We start from the raw sequence: 20,360 nt of genomic DNA, 5'->3' as shown, positions 1-20,360 counted from the left end.
CGGAACAGAGATGTTTCGGGACAAAGAGAATCCCTTAATAAGAAAATTCGAAATAGAATAGTCGAGGAGAGTTCACGCATGAGACAATTCCCGATAAGCCGTCGCTTCGCGACCGGACTGATCGCCGGCGCGGCTGCCGTCGCCGCCGTTTTCGGCGCCCCCTTTGGCGTTGATGGAGCGAGCACCGCCCAAGCACAAGATTTGAAAGTCGGTTTCATTTATGTCGGTCCGATCGGCGATCACGGATGGAGCTACCGCCACAACGAAGGTCGCCTTTCCATTGAAAAGGCGCTGGGTGACAAGGTCGCGACCAGCTATGTCGAAAGCGTGTCCGAAGGGGCCGATGCCGAGCGCGTCATCACCCAATTGGCGAGCAGCGGTCATAACCTGATCTTTACGACGTCCTTCGGTTATATGAACCCGACGCTGAAGGTCGCCAAGAAATTCCCGAACGTTAAGTTCGAACACGCCACAGGCTATAAGCGTGTGGATAACCTAAGCACCTATTCGGGCCGTTTTTATGAAGGCCGCTATGTGCAGGGTGTGATCGCCGGCATGATGACCAAGACGAATGTCGCGGGCTATGTCGCGTCCTTCCCAATCCCAGAAGTCGTTCGGGGCATCAACTCGTTCATTCGCGGTATGCGGTCCGTGAACCCGGACGCGACCGTGAAGGTCGTGTGGGTGAACTCTTGGTACGATCCCGGCAAGGAAGGCGATGCCGCCAAGGCGCTGATCGACCAAGGCGCGGACATAATCTCCCAGCATACCGACAGTCCTGCCCCGCTTCAGACGGCGGAAAACCGTGGCGTGCTCGGCTTCGGTCAGGCGTCCGACATGATCAAGTTCGCGCCAAAGGCGCAGCTGACCGCGATCGTCGATGACTGGGGTCCTTACTATATTCAGCAGGCGAAGGCCGTTTTGGACGGAACCTGGGAAAGCATGGACACTTGGGCCGGCTTGAAGGAAGGCATGGTTGCAATGGCGCCCTTCACCAATATGCCGGATGACGTCGCCGCGAAGGCGCAAGAAACGCTCGACATGATCAAGAGCGGTGCGTTGCATCCCTTCCAGGGGCCGGTCGTCAATCAGGCTGGCGAAGTCGTAGCCGAAGAAGGCACGGTGCTGGATGACGGCGTATTGCTTGGCATGAACTACTATGTCGAAGGTGTCGAAGGCAGCTTGCCGAAATAAATCCCTTTCGGAATTGCAGTTTGGGGCGGGCGTGTCCATCAAGGCACGCCCGCTCGCTTTTGCGCATCAGACTAATCCGCCAGGTGCCAACCCGTCAGGCTCTTGTGGCCACCAATGCCGGCTCTTTGTGCCAGTCGCCCATCCAGCTTTCGAAATCCTGCGCAGCCATCGGCCGGCCGAAATAGAAACCTTGAACCACTTCGCAACCGGCTTCCTTCAGTTTCGCCAACTGGCCTTCGGTTTCGACACCTTCGGCCACCACGGTGATGTTCATCGACCGGCTTAGCCCGATGATCGCGTTGACGATTTCCATACTGTTTTCTTCGATCTCGATATTCTGAACGAAGCTCTTGTCGATCTTGATCTTCTGGATCGGGAATTGTCGCAGATAGCTAAGCGACGAATAGCCGGTCCCGAAGTCGTCCATCGAAAGCCGAACGCCGATTGTGTCCAACTCCTGCATCGTTTTGATTGCTTTGTCGACATCGGTCATCACGACGCTTTCCGTGATTTCGAATTCAAGACGGTCGGGGCTGACACCGGTTCGGTCTAAGATGCTTTTCGTGCATTCGACTAAATTTCCGCGGCGGAATTGGACGGAGGAAATGTTGACCGCGATCCGGATTGGCGGGAGGCCCATTTTGTCGAAAAGGCCGATCTGGTCGCAAGCCGCGCCGACGACCCATTCGCCTAAATCGACGATCAATCCGCCCTGTTCGGCAACCGGAATAAAACGGCTGGGAGAAACCTGGCCCCGATCGTTATGGTGCCACCGCAGCAATGCCTCGGACCCGACAATGCTCTGGTCAGCCAATTGAACCTGCGGCTGGAAGGCGAGTTGGAACCCGTTATTGTCCAGAGCCTCTCGCATGTCGGCCAGCATCTCTTTGCGGTCTTTGACTTCCGCGTTCATCTGTTCGGCAAACAGGCGGAAGGTATTCCGGCCATCGGCCTTGGCCTGATACATCGCCATGTCCGCATGGGAAACCATGTGTTCGATGTCGTGGCCATCGTCAGGGTAAAGCGCGACACCGATGCTGGTGCCGACCTGGACTTCCTGACCCTGGATCGTCATCGGCTCTCCCACGATCTCAATGATGCGTTTTGCGTAAGAGAGGGTGTCGCTAGCAGACCGGAACTGCGGCAGGACGATGGCGAATTCATCACCGCCCAGCCGGGCGACCGTATCCGTATCCCGCTTGTGAACATTCAGTCGGTCGGCAACGGTCTGCAACAAACGGTCGCCGACGCCATGGCCAAGCGTATCGTTGATGTCCTTGAAGTTGTCCAGATCAAGCAGCATCAGAGCGACTCTGCCACCGTCACGGCGGGCCATGGCCATCGCTTGTGAGAGTCGGTCGTTGAAAAGTGTTCGGTTCGGCAATTCCGTCAGGGGGTCATGATGGGCAAGGAAACGGATCCGCTCTTCCGTTATCCGCTTTTCCGAAACATCGCGGATGAAAGCGATGACGAACCGTCCGTCCGGCGATGCCCATCCTGTAAGGGAAACCGAAGCGGTGAAATCGCCGCCTTCATGGCGCTTTGCTGTTACGGTCTGCAATTCACCATGGTATCGACTTAGCTTGCCGTTCAGGAATTGGTTGGCTCGATATAGCTCTGTCGACAAAGCGTCGTCTTTGAACAAATCCGCCAATGGTTTCCCGTAAATCTCATCCTGACGACACCCGAAGACATCCTCGGCGGCGGGGTTCCAAGTAATGACCGTCCCATCGGAATCCATGCAGGCGATAGCGTCGGGCGCAGTGTCCGAGATGGCCCGAAGTTGTTCCCGGGACGTCCTGAGTTGAACTTCCGCTCGCCGACGTTCCGCGATCTCATTTTCCAGGGCGGTTTGCGCCTGGCGGACCGCGCGCGAGCGGGCATTGATGAATTGACCGACGGCACCAATTTCACCCGCGCAATCTTCGTCGAGCCCCAGATTAGGCGCGATCACGTCCGGTGGTGCGGATCGCAGGCGTACGACCATTTCTTCAAGCGGGCTGATGAAACGGCGGCTTATATAGATGTACCCCAGGCAGAAGACCGCGCCCAACCCGACAGCAACGAGGCCCATTGGCAAAAGAATGGTCGCGTATTCCCCAGCCTGAATAACTGTAAACTCAATATAGATCAGGAGCAGGCTGCAAAAATATGTGCCGAGAAGGCTGATGAGCACGAGCGTGCGCAGACGGGGGCGTGTGCGGCGATCCTCGCCGCCCCAACGTTTTTCCCCTTCTTCTCCCGACAAATTCAAATCGGGACCATCCCGCAGGGCGGTTTCACTCGGCACGTTTCTGGCTTCCTTATCCAAGTCGGCCTTCGCTATATCTCATTGGCGGCAAGGTGGTTGCCTAGCCAGCACGAAATAATAATGCACAATAATTAATAGAACATAAACAAACGTATAAATAATCATTCGTTGTTTGAAGTATTGTATGGGTGTTCTGTGCATGCCTTCAAATATCGGACAGGTTGTTTTTCGTATTCGATCTCGAAATCGCCGTTTCAGGCCGGGGCGGTCTTGTGTAGTGTTCTCTCTGCGGACCAGCATTATTGCGGTCTGAGAAACGTTTTCTGCTGAGTAAAATTTTTTAGGGTTCAACGCTATGAACTGGGCTGGCCTGCTACTCATCCTGCGCGTCTTTGCGGTCTTGCTGCCGATTGGTGCGGTATCTCTGCTGCCGGTCGAAGCAACCGCGCAAAATACGTTGGATGGAAGTACATCCGGTTTGGCGGCGGCCAACTGGAACCGCACTTTAAATGCGGTTGAGCACTATATCGAACGCGGCCCGCACAGCCCGGAAAAAACCTCGGAATTCCGCGACGAGGTTTCGAAGATTCGGGAAAGAGCGCTGGATGTGTCGCAAAACGCCGCTGAAGCGTTGAAGGGGCTTGAGCCTCGTCTGGACGCCTTGGGTCCGAAACCGGAAGAGGGCGAGCCGCCGGAGTCGGAGGAAATCGCGGATGAACGCAAACGGTTGAACGAACAGATTTCCGTTCACCGTGCCCGCCAATCCTTGGCCGACGTGACGCTTGCCCGGGTGGATACCGTACAGCTTGAACTGACGACCTTGGACCGCGAACGTTTCGTCCAGAAAATTTTCAAGACATATCCCCTTCCTTTCGATACGGAAGTGCTGTCCGAGGGGTTCGAGAATATTTTCGCCGCGGCCCATGCAGTATTGGCAACCGGGCCGGCATGGTGGAGCGCGCTTCCGGAAAACCGGAAGAACATTCAGACGGTTCTGACATTCATCGGGGTTTTGTTTCTGACGATCCTGATCGCTTGGACGGTTCGACGCGTTCTGTTAACGCGCTTCGGTGTAAGGCCTGAGATCGAGGATCCGAGTTATTCGCGGCGGCTTTTGGCGGCCGTTGCGGAAGGGGTAAGCCGGGGAATCGTACCGGCGGCGATTCTGGGCGTTATCTATTTTCGGGCGGTTTCGTCCGACGCGCTCATCACCGGCCCCTTTGCCGAGGTGATCGCAAATCTCTGCAAGGCTCTGATCGGTTACCTACTCGGGGTGCAAATCCCGCGCGCTGCTTTGTCCCCGGATAATCCAAATTGGCGATTGACGCGACTGACCGCTGCATCGTCTGCCGCGCTCGTCCGGCAAATCCGTGTCCTGGCAGCGGTGTTCGCCGCGTCGGACTTCTGCATCGGTGCGGCCTTTGCCGTTTCACCTGACCTGGTAACGCCGGCCGTGGTTTCCGTCTTCAATGTGCTGGTTGCCGTTCCGCTGGGCCTGTTGATCCTGTTTTTCTTGCGGCCCAACCGTTGGCAGTTTGAAGAACCCAAAGAGGAAGCGAACGCCGACACGGACACGGAGGCCAAGCCCACACCCGCGGCAGTCGGGCGCAACGGATTTTGGAAAGGATTACGCATCGTCCTCGTGCTGCTGACTGTGGTTGCGATTTTTGCGCCTTTCGCCGGTTATGGCGGTTTGTCGAACTATTTGATCGGCAATTTGGTTTCTACGGGCTTCCTGGTCGGCGTGATGTATATTTTGCGCGGCTTGTTGAGGGAACTCATCGGTCTTTTCCTAGGCAGCCATCTGATGCGAGAAACGGTCGGGTGGGATTATGGGCTGCGCAGCAAGATCAAGATATCGCTGCGAATCCTGTTGGATATCCTGTTGTTGCCCGGCCTCGCAGCCGCTGTTTTACCGGCATGGGGGCTACCGTCCGAAACATTGTGGCTGTGGATTTCCGTTGCTTTCCAAGGCTTCGAAGTGGGCGGCGTGCGCCTGTCGCCAGCCGATATACTGCTCGGGATCCTCGTCTTTTTCATCATTTTGGCCGTTGTCCGAGCGTTCAGAAGCGCCTTGTCGACGCGGGTCTTGTCGCAAACACGGATCGATCCAGGCCTGCAGCATTCAATATCCAAAGGTATCGGATATGTTGGGTTCGTCGCGGCCGCCGCGATTGCCGTCCTGGTTATGGGCGTTGATCTGTCCGGTATCGCGATCGTCGCCGGTGCATTGTCGGTCGGTATCGGTTTCGGCTTGCAGAACGTGGTGAACAACTTCGTCTCCGGCCTGATCTTGTTGATCGAACGGCCGATCAAGGTCGGTGACTGGGTGGTCGTAGGGTCGACCGAAGGGATGGTAAAGCAGATCAACGTGCGTTCCACGGAAATCGAAACTTTCCGCCGCGCCTCGGTCATCATTCCAAACGCGGATTTGATTTCCAATTCTGTCACGAATTGGACGCATAAAGACCGCTACGGGCGTATCGATCTGCCGATCGGGGTCGCCTATGGCACCGACACGCGCAAGGTCGAGGAAATCCTCCTGGAAGTTGCCAAGCAACATGAGCGTGTTTTGAGCTATCCGGCCCCCTTCGTGGTCTTCCAGAACTTCGGGGACAGTTCGCTCGATTTCGAACTGCGCGCTTATACCGGCGACGTCTTGTGGCAGGTTCTTATCGCAAGCGATATGCGTCATGAAATCGACAAGCGGTTTAAGGAGGCAGAGATCGAGATTCCCTTCCCTCAGCGGGTTGTCCATATGGCGCCGCCGGCCACGAAACCGGAGGAGACATCCGACGCCAAGCAAACGGAATTGCCGGAAGGCGGGCAGGACCTTCCAGACCAGGATTAGGCGCCCGTCGCGCTCTGGCGACAATTTGTGTCGCTACATTACAAATCGCAAAAAATGGGTGATGAACGGCTCGCAACGGGCCACCGGATGTGGTTAGGATCGGCAATACGGTGGGGAGTCTCCAATGCCTGATGTTGCCTTGAATTTCACTCGTGACGAATTTGCCCAGCGGTTAGACAAAACCCGCAAGGCCATGTCGGCGCGCGGCATCGATCTGATGCTGGTGACCGATCCGTCGAACATGAACTGGCTGACCGGGTATGACGGCTGGTCCTTCTACGTCCATCAATGCGTTCTGGTGCCGCTATCCGGCGAGCCGATTTGGTACGGTCGCGAACAGGATGCGAATGGCGCGGTCCGTACTGTCTATATGGATGATGAAAACATCCTCGGTTATCCCGACATCTACGTTCAGTCCACCGAACGGCACCCGATGGACCTTTTGTCGTCGATCTTGAGTGATAAAGGCTATCGGACCTCGACGGTCGGTGTGGAAATGGACAACTACTACTTTTCCGCCGCTGCCTACGCCTCGCTGCAAAAATACATGCCGAACGCCCAGTTCGTCGATGCGACGGGCTTGGTGAATTGGCAGCGCGCGGTGAAGTCCGAAACCGAATTGTCCTATATGCGGACGGCGGCCCGGATCGTCGAAAACATGCATGCGCGGATCATCGAACTGGTCGAACCCGGTATGCGGAAAAACGAGCTGGTCGCGGAAATCTTCCGGACGGGGGTTCTGGGGACCCCGGATGCCGGTGGCGACTACCCCGCGATCGTGCCGCTGCTGCCGTCGGGGTCCGACGCCGCCGCCCCGCACCTGACCTGGGACGACAAACCCATGTTGTCGGGTGAAGGAACGTTTTTCGAGATCGCCGGCTGTCGCAAACGCTATCAATGCCCGCTTTCCCGCACGGTGTTTCTGGGGAAGCCGCCGCAGCATTTCCTGGACGCCGAAAAGGCCGTTTTGGAAGGCATGGATGCCGGTTTGGAAGCTGCGAAGCCGGGCAATACCTGTGAAGACATTGCCAACGCTTTCTTCGACGTGTTGAAAAAGCATGGGATCGAAAAGAACAACCGCACGGGCTATCCCATCGGTGTCAGCTATCCGCCGGATTGGGGCGAGCGGACGATGAGTCTGCGACCCGGCGACAAGACGGAATTGCTGCCCGGCATGACCTTCCATTTCATGACCGGCTTGTGGCTGCAGGATTGGGGAATGGAAATCACAGAAAGCATTATTATTACTGAGACCGGTGTGGAATGTCTTGCGAATGTTCCCCGGGAATTGATCGTCAAGGATTAGCAGAATGACGGCGTCAATCACACCAATCAGCGCAACGGTCGATTTCGACAAGGAAGGCATCCAGCACGGCCATCTCGTGCTGCCGCACTCCCATGACGAGTCCGCTTGGGGATCGATCATGATTCCCGTCTGTGTGGTGAAGAACGGTTCAGGGCCGACGGTGCTCATGACCGGTGCCAATCATGGCGACGAGTATGAAGGCCCCGTGGCGCTTTGGGACTTGGCCAGGACGATTGATCCGAAACAGGTTTCGGGCCGCGTCATCATCGTTCCGGCCATGAACTATCCGGCCTTCCGGGCGGGCCGCCGGACCTCGCCAATCGATGGCGGCAACATGAACCGATCCTTCCCAGGAAATTCGGATGGTGGTCCGACGGCCAAAATCGCGCATTACTTCATGTCGGCGCTGCTGCCATTGGCGGATATCGTCGTCGATCTTCATTCCGGCGGACGCACCCTCGATTTCCTGCCCTTCGCGGCAGCCCATATTCTGCCCAATCAGGCCCAGGAAAAAGCCTGTGTCGAGGCGATGATGGCCTTTTGCGCGCCCTATGCCGTGATGCTGTTGGAACTGGACGCAGTCAGCACCTACGACACGGCGGCGGAATCCCTGGGCAAGATTTTCGTGACGACGGAGTTAAGCGGCGGGGGAACCTCGTCGGCCGAAACCGCGCGTATCGCCAAGCGGGGTGTGACGAATTTGCTGCGTCATGCAGGCGTGTTGCCGGGCGCTGTGGAAGGGCCACAAAGTCAGCGGTTGGATATGCCGGACGGGCGTTGCTACACACCCGCGCAGGCACCTGGCCTCGTGGAGTGGATGAAAGATCTGGGAGATGAGGTGAAAGCGGGTGAGGTTATCGCGCGCGTGCACGATGTAGAGCGCACCGGCACGGTGCCGGTCGACCATGTCGCCGGCGTCGATGGGTTGTTCATGGGTCGGCATTTTCCGGGCATTGTTCAGTTTGGCGATACGCTGGGCGTCATCGGGGTCACGGTCGACTGAACGAACATCATGGAACGTTACGCCATCTATTTCGCGCCGCAGGCTGGCAGTGCGCTTGCCGAATTCGGCGCAAACTGGCTTGGCTGGGATGCGGAGGTTGGGCAATCGGTCACCCGTAATCCTGTGCCGGGGATCGCCGCGGAGGAACTGGACCGGTTCACCCAAGCGCCACGCCGCTACGGTTTCCACGGCACATTGAAGCCGCCATTCCGTTTGGCGGAGGGAACGTCTTTTGAAGATCTTCAGGCCGCGGCCGTCCAATTGGCCCACCGGTTGAGCCCGGTGGATATGGGCCGGTTCAGGATGAAGCGCCTGGGGGGTTTTCTGGCACTTGTGCCGCAGGAGAAGTCGGTCGAGCTGCAGGGCCTGGCCGCGCGCTGCGTCACAGAACTCGACCATTTCCGGGCGCCCGCGCCGCCGGATGAGACGGCACGCCGCCGGAAACGAGGATTGTCGCCCCGGCAGGACGACTATCTTCTGAAATGGGGTTACCCCTATGTGCTGGAAGAGTTCCGGTTCCATCTGACGCTGACCGGGTCCTTGGAAGAATCCGACCTTGCGCGTGTGGAGGATCACTTGGCCGGGGTGCTCGATCCGATCCTCAGGGAAACGGTAAGCCTATCCGATCTTTGTATTTTCGGTGATCCGGGCGACGGGCAGTCCTGCAGGATCGTCCAGCGGATATCGGTCGGGGGGGCCTAGGACCGTCCCTCGCGGGTGACGGCTTCCTTGCGGTTTTCGACCGCCTCTTCCAATGCCTTATAGGCATCGTCGAATTCTTCCTTGGCGTCTTCCCAGGCTTCGCCGCTGGCATTGCTCAGTTTCTCGGAAGCCTCTTCCGCGTTCTTCAGCAGCTCTTCCAATTCCTCATTCGCGGCCTCCGAAGTCTCGTCGGCCGTTTCGGCTGAAGACTCCTTCAGTTCGGCGACCTCCGCCGCCATGTCGTCCATCAAGGCGCTCGTGGCTTCAGAAATCTCATCCGCTTTTTCCGCTGAGTATTCCTTGACGCTTTGCCACCAATCGGCGGCTTTGTCGCTCAAGCTCTCGTCGGCGGAATAGGCCGCGGTCCCCAACAGGACGGAGAAGGCGGCGGCGGTCAGAATAGCGGTCGGCATACGGTGAAACATTGAGGTCCCTTTGCTGCTGCGTGTGACCTCATATTGGGACGCTCACCCGTTGACGCAAGCCAAGCGGGCCTTGTCAGCGCAATAGGCCCAGGAAGGTCTTCACACTGGTCTCCAGCGCGTCGTCGTTATTGATGGTGACGACATCGTCGCCATCGGGGAAACCAAGGCCGGCCCGGCCCAATCGCCGTTCTATTTCCTCGGCGGTTTCGCGGTTCCGTCCCGCGAGCCGTTGCGCGAGGGTGACGGGTGACGCCGTGACCGAGGCGACAGTGAGGTTGGGATACCGTCCGCGCGCTTCTTCGATGACCGTGCGCGACGCGTTGACGACAACCGTTCGACCTTGGCGAAGCTGATCCTCGATCGACAGCGGGATGCCATAGCCCAGCCCGTGTGCTTCCCAGGCGAGCGCGAAATCCGCCTCGTCGCGGCGTTTTCTGAAGGTCTCGATATCGATGGGGTCATGTTCCTCCCCGACGGAACCGGCTGGCCGCGTGATCGTACGGCGAACAAAATGGAAGCTAGGGTCGTTGCCGAATTCCAGGCGCGCGGCGTCGATCAATGTATCCACACCCACGCCGCTTGGACCGACGACCAGAACCAACCGTCCGGCGGCAAGGTGGCCGATGGGCGCTTGGCCTCTTTCGTCTTTCAACGCTTTGCTCATGCCACGCGTTCGCCGCCGCGCCAGACGCCGGTGATGATCGGGTGCAGGGCCGAACCCCATACCCGCAAGAGATCCGCCTTCTTGCCTTGCGCGATCTCTCCGCGATCGGTCAGGCCCGATGCTTCGGCGGGGGTTTTCGTCACCGTCGCCACGGCACGGGGCAGGTCATAACCATCGACGGTGTCCGCCAGAAGCATTGCCGCGTGCAACAGGCTGGCTGGCGCGTAGTCGCTGGAAATCACGTCCAAGACGCCTTGTTCCGCCAAGTCACGGGCGGAAACGTTCCCCGAATGCGATCCGCCGCGCACCAAATTCGGCCCACCCATCATCACTGCAAGCCCTGCCTCATGAGAAGCCTTGGCCGCAACGACGGTAGTGGGGAATTCAGCGATCGTTATGCCGTCGGCCACGGCTTCCCCGACATGGTCCAATGTGGCATCGTCGTGGCTGGCCAAATGGACGTTCCGCTGCCGCGCCTGTTCGACGACAAAGTCCCGGTTCGGTTTGGAATGGATCTTCTGATCTTCCCGCCGGGCAGTGATGAAGGCCTCCATCTCGCTATCGGTCAGGTTGAATTTGGCCTGATAATAATTCCGATAGGTCTGTTCCGACACGAATTGCCGCTGGCCCGGGGTGTGATCCATCACCGACAGCAGGCCAAGGTCCGGTGATTGCAGCAGCGGTTCCAGCATATCCTGCATGGCCGGGTCGCTGACCTCGCACCGAAAGTGAAGGATATGATCTACCTTCAGGACACCGTGTTCTTTTGCTTCGCGAAGCGCCGCCGTCATGTCTTCAAGCCGTTTCTTTCGCATGCTGCCCGATTGGATGTCGCCAATCGACATTGCGTCATAGACCGTAGTGATGCCGGAAGAAGCAATTTGCGAGTCATGGGCAATAACGGCGGCAATGGCCGGCCAATGCGCTTTCGGGCGCGGCAAAAGGTGGCGTTCCAGGTTGTCGGTGTGAAGTTCGACAAGACCGGGGATCAGCAAGTCGCCCTCAAGGTCGGTTGCTGCGGCCACGGCTGATGGTCCGCTGTCGATTTGCGCAATCTTTCCGTCGCGGACAACGAGGGACCCTTCCAAGACTTCCTCGGCAAGAACGAGGCGGCAGTTGGTAAAGACATGCTCTTGCATGATGTTGTTTTCCAAAATGATGTAAAAAAAGCGTTTTGTCGTCGGCTTCAGTCGGGCACTAGGCGGCGGCCTTGAATTCCTCTACGTCCAGGAAGCGGTTGCAGACGGCTTCCCGTGCTTCGTGGTCGTGGAAAATACCCAAGATGGCCGCACCGCGGTCTCGTGCCTCCAGGATCAGGTCCAGGACAACCTGGCGGTTTACCTTGTCAAGCGACGCAGTCGGTTCGTCCAACAGCAGGGCAGGATAGGGATGGACGAAGCCACGCGCGATGTTCACCCGTTGCTGTTCCCCGCCGGAAAATGTGGTCGGCGACAGATCCCATAAGGCCTCGGGAAGGTTCAGGCGCGTCAACAGTTCGGCAGCGCGGTTGCGGCTTTCGCTATCCGACGCGCCGGCAAGCCGCATAGGTTCGGACACGACGTCAATGGTGGCAACGCGGGGAATGACGCGCAGAAACTGGCTGACATAGCCAAGGCGATGACGGCGCAGCCGGATCACTTCGCGCGGATCGGCTTGCGCCAGGTCTGTCCAGCTTCCATCTTCCTCGCGGATCAGGATCTCACCCGCGGCGCATCCGTAATTGCCATAGATCATGCGGATCAGAGTGCTCTTGCCGGAACCGGAGGACCCCATCAGCGCCATGCATTCGCCGGCATTGAGTTTGAGGTTCACGCCGGTAACGACGGGAATGGTCCGTTCGCCCTGATTATGCAAGTTGAAGGTCTTGGTGACGCCGTTCAGGCACAGCATTTCCCCATCTGCGTCTAATCTTGGCTCGTTCATTGCGGAGCTCCCTTCCTGAGTGTCTCATACGTCATGGCTGCAGCACCGATGAGACGAGAAGCTGTGTATAGGCGTGCTGTGGATCGTCCAAGACACGGTCGGTCAGGCCGGTTTCCACGACGCGGCCCTGCTGCATCACCATCAACCGTGTGGAGAGCATTCGGGCAACCGCCAAGTCATGCGTGACGACGACTGCCGACAGACCCAGCCGGTCGACCAAGTCGCGCAACATGTCCAGAAGGCGCGCCTGTACGGAGACATCCAATCCCCCCGTCGGTTCGTCCATAAAGACCAGCCTCGGACCGCTGACCAAATTCCGTGCAATCTGCAGGCGCTGCTGCATGCCGCCGGAAAACGTAGTCGGAAGGTCGTCGATCCGATCTGGGTCCACTTCAGTGCGCGACAGCCAATCGAGCGCCGCGTTGCGAATGTTGCCGTAGTTCCGGGCACCGACGGCCATCAGACGCTCACCGACATTGGCGCCCGCCGAAACATTCATCCGCAAACCATCGCGCGGATTCTGATGTACGAAAGCCCAATCCGTGCGCATCAAAAAGCGCCGTTCCGGCTCGCTCATCCCATGGATATCGATCAGACCTTTATGGCGTGTTTCGTACACCACGCTGCCGCCGGTCGGCGCCAACCGGCCCGCACAGCAATTCAGCAAAGTCGTCTTGCCGGATCCGCTTTCACCGACGATCGCCAGAACTTCACCGGGCCACAATTCGAAGGAGACATCGGTGCACCCCCGTTGCCGGCCATAACTTTTGGTCAGATTCTCGACACGAAGAAGCTCGCTCATGTGTCATCCCCTTCGACCGCAGGACCTTTATGCCCGGCATCCCGGCGGCGTTGACAGAAATCGCTATCGGAACAGACGAACATGCTGCCGCCTTGGTCATCCAGAATGACTTCGTCCATGAAGACCTCTTCTGCACCGCAGAGCGCACAGGGTTCGTCCCAGGCCTGGATGGAGAATGGATGATCCTCGAAATCCAGACTTTTCACTTCCGTGTGGGGCGGGATCGCATAGATCCGTTTTTCGCGCCCGGCGCCGAACAACTGTAAGGCGGGCATGTTGCCCATTTTCGGGTTGTCGAATTTTGGCGTCGGCGACGGGGCCATGATATGCCGTCCGTTCACCATCACCGGATAATCGTAGTTTGTGGTGATCCGACCATGGCGGGAGATGTCTTCATAGAGCTTCACATGCATGACGCCGTAGTCGGAAAGCGCATGCATCCGGCGGGTTTCCACTTCACGCGGTTCCAACCAACGCAATGGCTCCGGTATCGGGACCTGCAAGACAATGATCTGGTCTTCGCTCAGGGGTTTTTCCGGAATGCGGTGTCGGGTCTGGATGATGTTGGCTTCTTCGGTCTTTTCCGTCGTCGCTACGCCTGCCGTTTTTGCGAAGAATCGGCGGATGGAAACCGCATTCGTCGTGTCGTCCGACCCCTGGTCGATCACTTTCAGGGTGTCTTCCGGTTTCAGGATCGACGCTGTCACCTGAATGCCGCCCGTGCCCCAGCCATAGGGCATGGGCATTTCCCGGCTGGCAAAGGGAACCTGATATCCCGGTACGGCTACGGCCTTCAAAATGGCGCGGCGGATCATCCGCTTCGCCCCCTCATCCAGATAGGCGAAATTGTAACCACTTTCGGGCACGGGCACCGTTTCCCCCGTTATCGTCTCGTCTCTCATTCCGCGGCCTCCGCTGTGCTTGCGTCGTCGTCTTCACCGAAGAATTCCGCACGCATTCGGCGGACCATCGCCAGTTCCGACTGGAAGTCGACGTAGTGGGGCAGTTTCAAATGCTCGACGAATCCGGTCGCCTGGATGTTGTCGCTATGCGAGAGGACGAATTCCTCGTCCTGTGCAGGCGCGTCGGCGGGCTCGCCAAGTTCTTTCGACCGCAGCGCCCGGTCTACCAAGGCCATGGACATCGCCTTGCGCTCGCAATGTCCGAAAGTCAGGCCATAGCCGCGGGTGAACTGCGGGGCCGCTTCGGCGGATCCCGCAAAGGCGTTGACCATGTCGCATTCGGTCATTTCGATCTCCCCGATCTCGATCGGGAAACCGAGTTCCTCGGGAACGAACTCGACGCTTACTGTGCCGAACCTGATTTCACCCGCGAAGGGATGGTTTCGGCCATACCCTCGTTGGGTCGAATAGCCCATAGCCAGCAGGAAACCCTCGTCACCGCGGGCAAGGTTCTGAAGGCGCAGGTCCCGGTTGGTAGGGAAAGAAAGGGGGTCGCGGGTCAGGTCGCCAACATCCGCTTTTTCGGCTTCCGACCTGCCGTCGGTCTCGATACCGTCCGGCGGTTCCATCAATCCGTTGCGGGCAAGAATTTCAAGAACGCGCGGCGTCTCGTCAGTATCCGTTTCGACCGTTTCAGGGGCGTCGATTTCCTTCCCTTCCGCGGCCAGCATGAAATCCAAAAGGCGGTGAGTGTAGTCGAATGTCGGGCCAAGCACCTGACCGCCCGGTAAATCTTTAAACGTTGCTGAAATGCGCCGATCCAGAACCATGTCCGATGTCTCGACCGGCTGCGAGTACCCGAAACGCGGTAAGGTCGTCCGATAGGCGCGGATCAGGAATATCGCTTCGATCAAATCGCCGCGCGCCTGTTTGATCGCTAGGGCGGCAAGGTCGCGGTCATAAAGCGACCCTTCCGTCATCACGCGGTCGATGGACAGTTTCAATTGTTCCCGGATCTGGTCAATCGTGAGTTCCGGGACGTCGGGGTTGCCACGCCGGTCCTCCGCCAAAAGGCGGTGGGCATTGTCTATGGCTTTTTCGCCCCCTTTTACGGCGACATACATGGTCTAGCACTCTTCCGCGGTGATGGTTGGGTCGATCCTGGTGCTGCGCGGCAGGCCGACAATCTCCCCTTCGGCGATGAAGACGGTGTCGAACCCCAAGGGATAGCGGTCGGCATTGCATTGAAGGTGAGTCCAGAACCCTTGCGGCGCATTCATGCCCAGGGTTTTGTATTTATAAATGCCGGGGCCAGTCAGGCGCACAGTATCGTTATTCGTAAATCCGCCTCCCAAAATCAACGCTGTCGCGGAACGGTCGGGATAGTCGGGCGTTCCAACAGATAATTTCGGTAAGACAGTTTCTGCTTCCGCCATCGTCATGAAGGCGAAACTTGCTGCCGCCGGCTCGTCGACAATTGGGCAACCGCAGTGAAAGCGCAGGTTCGCCAATGTTCGCGCGGTCCCGATCTGTGGGGATAGATAGACTGGCGTGTCTGCATCCAACAGTGTGAGCGCCGCGCCGAAGCCGGTTGTTCCAAGCGGTTCCGGATAGTCGCCGGGGCCGAAGGCGGCAACGACACGCCCCGGATGCGACATCGCGGTCAGAAAAGCGCGGAACATTCGTGAGGCATCGCCGACCGGGTCTTCGAACGGTCGGCACAGGGCAGATGCCTCCTGTATCGCGCGGGATTGCAAAGCGCTTTCCATTGTCTAGTTCTCCCCGCGGACCATGGTGAAAAAATTGACCTTTGTGGCAGCAACCTTTCCGCTGCGTTCCCGTCGAGCATCAGCCGCCACGTTGGCCAAGGGGGTGATGACCATTTCCTTTACCGCCGCATGCCACTGTTCGGTCTGAAGCAATGCATCCATCAGGGCGGCGCTTTCCGCATGCTGCTTGTCTCGGCCAGCCACATAGGCATGGCCGATGACAGCTGCTTCCGCGGTTCCAGTCAGTTGTATGACGCAACGGGTAACGGACATTTCGCCCAAGTTGAAAGCAGCCCCCATGCCGCCCGCCCGCCCGCGGACCATGACCGATCCGCACTCAGCGGGCCGGATCACCGAATAAGCTGGCAGGTTCTGAAGGCGCCCGATCCTGTCGGCTAGGTCTTTCGACTCGGCTTTGGCGAGTATCGACATCCAAGCTTGGCGCTCCCGCTGGGCTGCGCTAGCCGGGTTGCTAGCGTCGGGTCCACCATCCGTTTTGGCTGGGGCCGCTGGCTGCGTTTCAACAGTCATTCGTGACATCCTCACGTCGGGGCTAAACAATTTCAGAAATTGTATAGACGTCTATATCTATCATGTGCTTAACGTAGATCGGAACGTGAAACAAAGAAAGCGGAACAGGATGAAAGTTTCGTGACGCTTTTCGATTTTCCAGCTTGCGGCATTGGCAAACCAGCACAGGCAAACGAGAACGGGCAAACGGGTACGGTGGACTGCTAATATGGTTAAAGGGATTGCGATCTGGAAACAGATCGAACAGGCGCTGCTCAAAGACATTACGGCTGGAACGTATGAGCCCGGCGACCAGTTGCCGACGGAGCATCAATTGGCGACGCGCTTCGGCGTCAACCGACACACGGTGCGGCGTGCCATTTCATCGCTCGTGGATCAGGGGCGACTGCGGGTCGATCAGGGTCGAGGCACTTTCGTGCGCGAACAGACGGTGGAATATCCCGTCGGCCGACGGGTCCGTTTTACGCAAAGCGTTTCGGCGGCGCATCGCATGCCGAATCGGGAAATCCTTCGCGCGGAAATCGTTCGATGTGACCAGGAAACGGCTGACGCTTTGAAGATCGCACTCGGCAGCAAGGTCGTTGAGATACAGTCACTCGGTGTGATGGACGGCAAGCCACTCAGCTATGCGATCAGTCAATTCCCGGCCGACCGTTTCGCCTCGCTAATCCCGCACGTCAAAGACACGAAATCGATCACTGCGGCTTTGGCACGGCTCGGCGTATCGGACTATACGCGGGCCTCGACCCGAATTTCGGCGATAGCACCGACCGCGGAACTAAGCCGCCATCTGCAGATCCCGTATGGGCGGCCTATCCTTCAGACCGAAGGGGTTGATGTCGATGCGAACGGCGACCCGATCTCACTCAATGTCAGCCAGTTCGCCGGTGACCGTATCCAGCTTCTTGTGGAACCGGCGGGATGACATCGCAACGGCGCACCACTCCCGCACTACCGTGCCTAAATTTGATCACCGATCTTTTGATCGGACATTCTGTCGACTAATCGGCAACTTCCCTGTAATTCAGAACCAAATCAGGGGAGTACCCACGCGTGGAAATGGATCTTCAGTTTATTGTTCTGACCGTCGTGCTGTTGTTGTTCACGGGCGCCGCGGCCGGTGTGCTGGCCGGGTTGCTGGGCGTTGGCGGCGGAATTGTCATCGTGCCGGTGCTGTTTTGGTTGGCGCCCTTCTTCAAAGTCGACCCGATGTTGTCCATGCATATTGCGGTGGCAACATCCCTGGCGACGATCGTGGCGACGTCCATATCCTCTGCGCGGGCGCACTATCGGAAAGGGGTGGTCGACCTTGCTCTTTTGCGCCTGTGGCTACCCGGTATCGCGATCGGGGCGGCCAGTGGCGGCTTGGTTGCGAAGTTCCTCAACGGTGATGCGCTGCGTCTGATTTTCGGGGTTATCGCGCTCATCGTATCGGTCACGATGGTCCGAAAGGAAATGTGGGTCATTTCCGATTCCTTGCCGAAAAGCCGTGCCGTCAACGGGGTGATTTCCTATGTGGTCGGCGGGTTCTCCGCCTTGATGGGGATCGGCGGGGGAACACTGTCGGTCCCCGTTCTCTCCATGTTCGGGTTTCCCATCCATAACGCTGTCGGCACCGCTTCTTCCTTCGGTGTGGCGATCGCCGCGTCAGCGGTGGGCTTTTATGTCTGGGCCGGCTGGAACCTAGAAGGATTGCCGGACGGTTCATTCGGATACGTTAATTGGCCGGCCGGACTGATCATCGCCGCGGTCACCGTCTTCGCAGCGCCGATGGGGGCAAAATTCGCCCATGCGATGCCGAAGTTGACCCTGCGGCGCTGCTTCGCATTGTTTCTCGCTATCACAGGCTTCAAGATGATCATGTGATTGCGACACGGATACGAAAGGCGTGGGGGTATGACGAAAGCTGTCAGTATCGAGAAGGCCTTGGAAGGACGCCCAGTCCTGAAAGGCCGGACCCCGTTCACCGCACCGGATGAATTTGGGCCGGTCTTTGCAACTTTGGCGGACACCGGCAAAACCGGCGTTTTCGCGGGCAGTTTCGAAGGCGAAAGCGCTTGGGAACGCCATCGCAACGGCGACGAACTGGTTCAGATTTTGGGCGGGCATGCGACGGTATCCGTGCTGACCGAAGAAGGCCGCGTGGAACTTGAAATGTCAGCAGGCATGCTAACGATCGTTCCGCAAGGGTGCTGGCACAAGTTCAACGCCCCGAACGGTGTCACCGTGATGACGATGACGCCGCAGCCGACCGATCACTCAACGTCCGACCTCCCCTCGAAGGACGAGTAAGTGATGACCCGGGCCCGCGACGCGTTTGCGTCCATTCTGCTTGGATTGTTCGCGGCCGTCATGGCTTCGCATACGGTGTACGCTCATCCTCATGCCTGGATAGACCTGCGCAGCGGCGTCATTCTAAACGCCGAGGGAAAGGTCGAGGCCCTGACCCTGGAATGGCGGTTCGACGAATTCTACTCCGCCTTCGTCCTGGAAGACATCGCACGGGCGGGTGAAGTGACGGACGAGGCCCTTGAAACGCTCGTCCAGGAAAACATGGTGTCGCTGCGCGACTATAACTACTTCGTCGAAGCGCAATATGACGGCAAGCCCGTCGCGTTGGGTGATGCTCGCGACGGCACAATGGTGGAAAAGGACAAGCGGTTGGTCATGCGTTTTGTCGTGACCTTGGCGGAACCGGTAGATCCGAAGACCCATGAATTCGAATACGCAGTTTACGATCCGTCCTACTATGTCGAGATCCTGCATGTGGAGAATGATTTGGTGACTGTCGCGGGGCCAGGCGCAGGGGAATGCCTTGCGACGATCAATGCACCCGCCCCTGACGCAGAGGCTGCTGGTCTTGCCGCCAGTCTTGGCAAGAACGAACAAGGGCCATCCGGAATCGGCCGGCTTTTCGCTGAAGTCGTTGCCGTTACCTGCGCCGATGAATAACCCCAAAACAGGTTTGCTGGTTGTCAGCGGGTTGGTTGTTCTGGCTGCGCTGTTTCTGATCGTCACGGCGATGGAACCCGGTTCCTGGTACGATTCCGTTCTGGTCTACGCGCAGGAAAAGCAACGCGCCTTCACACGCGACTTTGGCGAAAGCGTTACCAAACTCTCCGACGCACGGGACATCGGGCCTTTTCTGGCCCTTGTCGGACTAGGCTTTGCCTATGGAATTTTTCACGCTGTCGGACCCGGGCACGGCAAGGCGATCATATCCACTTACGCGCTGACGCATGAAACCCATATCCGACGAACCGCGGCCATCGCCTTCGCCTCGGCCATGGTGCAAGGCATGACGGCAATTGCCGCGGTCGTTGGGATCGCCATGCTGGTGGAAGGCAGTATGCGTCGGGCCGCTTTGGCGGCAGACGATTACCTGGAACCGATTAGTTATGCCGCTGTAACGATGGTTGGGCTTTATCTGATCGTGAAAGGCGGGCGTCAGTTCCTTCGTATGGTCGGCGGTCTGTCACACCAACGTCAGCATCGGCATGACCACCATTCTCATTCTCACGAGGCCCACGACCACCAAAACCACCACCATCATCACGATCACGACGATGCTTGTTGTGGCCATAGTCATGGGCCGAGTCCTGACCAGGTCGCCAAGGCGGATTCGCTGACCCAGGCGGCAATGGTTGCTCTTTCAGTTGGAATTCGCCCGTGTTCAGGCGCGATCCTCGTTCTTGTCCTGACCTATAGCACCGGCATGTTGATGGCCGGGGTGGCGGCGGTCCTCGCCATGTCTGTCGGCACGGGATTGACGGTAGCCGGGTTGGCGATGGCGGCGCATGGAATGAAGTTTCCCTTGATGCGCCTGGCGGAAGGCGGGGGCATTCCAATGGCGCCATTGGCTGCGGGCGCGGCGCTGCTGGGCGGTGGCGTCGTTACCGCGATCGGTGCCGGATTGCTCTATGGGACGATGAACGCAGCCTCGCATCCTCTGCTTTGAGTGTCGGTTCCAAGCGCCGCCTTCCGGGCTGACTTTACTGATCCGAGGCATCGGAAAATTTCATCTGACGGCGTCTTGC

The 20,360-nt window shown here is 58.3% G+C and carries 20 protein-coding genes; 10 read left to right on the top strand and 10 right to left on the bottom strand.

The genetic code is table 11. From position 1 onward, the window contains the following. The first annotated feature begins 78 nt into the window (after window positions 1-78). Entirely contained in the window at window positions 79-1,194 is a 1,116-nt protein-coding gene (locus EOI86_RS20320; RefSeq protein WP_127767489.1) for a BMP family ABC transporter substrate-binding protein, read from the top strand. 94 nt (window positions 1,195-1,288) lie between these two features. Here EOI86_RS20320 and EOI86_RS20315 read toward each other — a convergent pair whose 3' ends face one another. After that, entirely contained in the window at window positions 1,289-3,484 is a 2,196-nt protein-coding gene (locus EOI86_RS20315) for a putative bifunctional diguanylate cyclase/phosphodiesterase (RefSeq protein WP_127767488.1), read from the bottom strand. Between the two features lie 316 nt (window positions 3,485-3,800). On the opposite strand from EOI86_RS20315, the gene EOI86_RS20310 reads away from it, so the two are divergent. From EOI86_RS20310 to EOI86_RS20295, 4 genes are all read left to right on the top strand, one after another. Then, window positions 3,801-6,296, top strand: coding sequence for a mechanosensitive ion channel family protein (locus EOI86_RS20310; RefSeq protein ID WP_127767487.1), 2,496 nt, complete (start codon window positions 3,801-3,803; stop codon window positions 6,294-6,296). 124 nt (window positions 6,297-6,420) lie between these two features. Next, window positions 6,421-7,602, top strand: a complete 1,182-nt coding sequence (doeA, locus tag EOI86_RS20305; RefSeq protein ID WP_127767486.1) for an ectoine hydrolase DoeA — start codon at window positions 6,421-6,423, stop codon at window positions 7,600-7,602. Window positions 7,603-7,606: 4 nt separating this feature from the next. Next, the gene (doeB, locus tag EOI86_RS20300) at window positions 7,607-8,605 is read left to right on the top strand and encodes a N(2)-acetyl-L-2,4-diaminobutanoate deacetylase DoeB (protein WP_127767485.1); all 999 of its coding nucleotides are present in this window, start codon (window positions 7,607-7,609) and stop codon (window positions 8,603-8,605) included. 9 nt (window positions 8,606-8,614) lie between these two features. Continuing rightward, window positions 8,615-9,307, top strand: a complete 693-nt coding sequence (locus EOI86_RS20295; RefSeq protein WP_127767484.1) for a DUF1045 domain-containing protein — start codon at window positions 8,615-8,617, stop codon at window positions 9,305-9,307. Here EOI86_RS20295 and EOI86_RS20290 read toward each other — a convergent pair. The 9 genes from EOI86_RS20290 to phnG form a co-directional block, all read right to left on the bottom strand. Beyond that, window positions 9,304-9,732, bottom strand: a complete 429-nt coding sequence (locus EOI86_RS20290) for a DUF2379 family protein (protein WP_127767483.1) — start codon at window positions 9,730-9,732, stop codon at window positions 9,304-9,306. The two genes, EOI86_RS20295 and EOI86_RS20290, sit on opposite strands and share 4 nt — an antisense overlap. Window positions 9,733-9,805: 73 nt before the next feature. Then, window positions 9,806-10,396, bottom strand: coding sequence for a phosphonate metabolism protein/1,5-bisphosphokinase (PRPP-forming) PhnN (gene phnN / locus EOI86_RS20285; RefSeq protein ID WP_127767482.1), 591 nt, complete (start codon window positions 10,394-10,396; stop codon window positions 9,806-9,808). Further along, window positions 10,393-11,535, bottom strand: a complete 1,143-nt coding sequence (locus EOI86_RS20280) for an alpha-D-ribose 1-methylphosphonate 5-triphosphate diphosphatase (RefSeq protein ID WP_127767481.1) — start codon at window positions 11,533-11,535, stop codon at window positions 10,393-10,395. Before EOI86_RS20280 ends, phnN begins: the two co-directional genes overlap by 4 nt. Window positions 11,536-11,593: 58 nt before the next feature. Further along, complete coding sequence (gene phnL / locus EOI86_RS20275; protein WP_240035748.1) at window positions 11,594-12,319, bottom strand: phosphonate C-P lyase system protein PhnL; 726 nt, start codon at window positions 12,317-12,319, stop codon at window positions 11,594-11,596. Between the two features lie 31 nt (window positions 12,320-12,350). Beyond that, window positions 12,351-13,121 (bottom strand): phosphonate C-P lyase system protein PhnK, encoded by a 771-nt coding sequence (gene phnK / locus EOI86_RS20270; protein WP_127767480.1) that lies wholly within the window; start codon window positions 13,119-13,121, stop codon window positions 12,351-12,353. Next, window positions 13,118-14,023, bottom strand: a complete 906-nt coding sequence (locus tag EOI86_RS20265; RefSeq protein WP_127767479.1) for an alpha-D-ribose 1-methylphosphonate 5-phosphate C-P-lyase PhnJ — start codon at window positions 14,021-14,023, stop codon at window positions 13,118-13,120. Before EOI86_RS20265 ends, phnK begins: the two co-directional genes overlap by 4 nt. Continuing rightward, the gene (locus EOI86_RS20260; RefSeq protein WP_127767478.1) at window positions 14,020-15,147 is read right to left on the bottom strand and encodes a carbon-phosphorus lyase complex subunit; all 1,128 of its coding nucleotides are present in this window, start codon (window positions 15,145-15,147) and stop codon (window positions 14,020-14,022) included. Before EOI86_RS20260 ends, EOI86_RS20265 begins: the two co-directional genes overlap by 4 nt. A 3-nt stretch (window positions 15,148-15,150) precedes the next feature. Then, a complete protein-coding gene (phnH, locus tag EOI86_RS20255; protein ID WP_127767477.1) occupies window positions 15,151-15,792 on the bottom strand; it encodes a phosphonate C-P lyase system protein PhnH in 642 nt (213 codons plus the stop codon). Between the two features lie 3 nt (window positions 15,793-15,795). Next, on the bottom strand, window positions 15,796-16,323 hold the full coding sequence (gene phnG / locus EOI86_RS20250) for a phosphonate C-P lyase system protein PhnG (RefSeq protein ID WP_127767476.1): 528 nt from the start codon (window positions 16,321-16,323) through the stop codon (window positions 15,796-15,798). A gap of 208 nt (window positions 16,324-16,531) precedes the next feature. Here phnG and phnF point away from each other — a divergent pair, with 208 nt between their 5' ends. The 5 genes from phnF (at window position 16,532) to EOI86_RS20225 (ending at window position 20,281) form a co-directional block, all read left to right on the top strand. Beyond that, window positions 16,532-17,248 (top strand): phosphonate metabolism transcriptional regulator PhnF, encoded by a 717-nt coding sequence (gene phnF / locus EOI86_RS20245; protein ID WP_127767475.1) that lies wholly within the window; start codon window positions 16,532-16,534, stop codon window positions 17,246-17,248. A gap of 134 nt (window positions 17,249-17,382) precedes the next feature. Continuing rightward, entirely contained in the window at window positions 17,383-18,189 is an 807-nt protein-coding gene (locus tag EOI86_RS20240) for a sulfite exporter TauE/SafE family protein (protein ID WP_127767619.1), read from the top strand. A gap of 30 nt (window positions 18,190-18,219) precedes the next feature. Further along, window positions 18,220-18,615: a cupin domain-containing protein gene (locus EOI86_RS20235; protein ID WP_127767474.1), complete on the top strand. Its 396-nt coding sequence runs from the start codon at window positions 18,220-18,222 to the stop codon at window positions 18,613-18,615. A 3-nt stretch (window positions 18,616-18,618) separates the two neighbouring features. Continuing rightward, complete coding sequence (locus tag EOI86_RS24825) at window positions 18,619-19,275, top strand: DUF1007 family protein (protein ID WP_240035766.1); 657 nt, start codon at window positions 18,619-18,621, stop codon at window positions 19,273-19,275. Then, a complete protein-coding gene (locus EOI86_RS20225) occupies window positions 19,268-20,281 on the top strand; it encodes a nickel/cobalt transporter (protein WP_161973923.1) in 1,014 nt (337 codons plus the stop codon). The genes EOI86_RS24825 and EOI86_RS20225 overlap by 8 nt, the downstream gene beginning before the upstream one ends. Window positions 20,282-20,360 lie beyond the last annotated feature (79 nt).

This window comes from Hwanghaeella grinnelliae (assembly GCF_004005845.1).
GTDB classification, from domain to species: Bacteria; Pseudomonadota; Alphaproteobacteria; order UBA8366; family Aestuariispiraceae; genus Hwanghaeella; species Hwanghaeella grinnelliae.
This window is presented reverse-complemented; position numbering and strand designations above follow the sequence as displayed.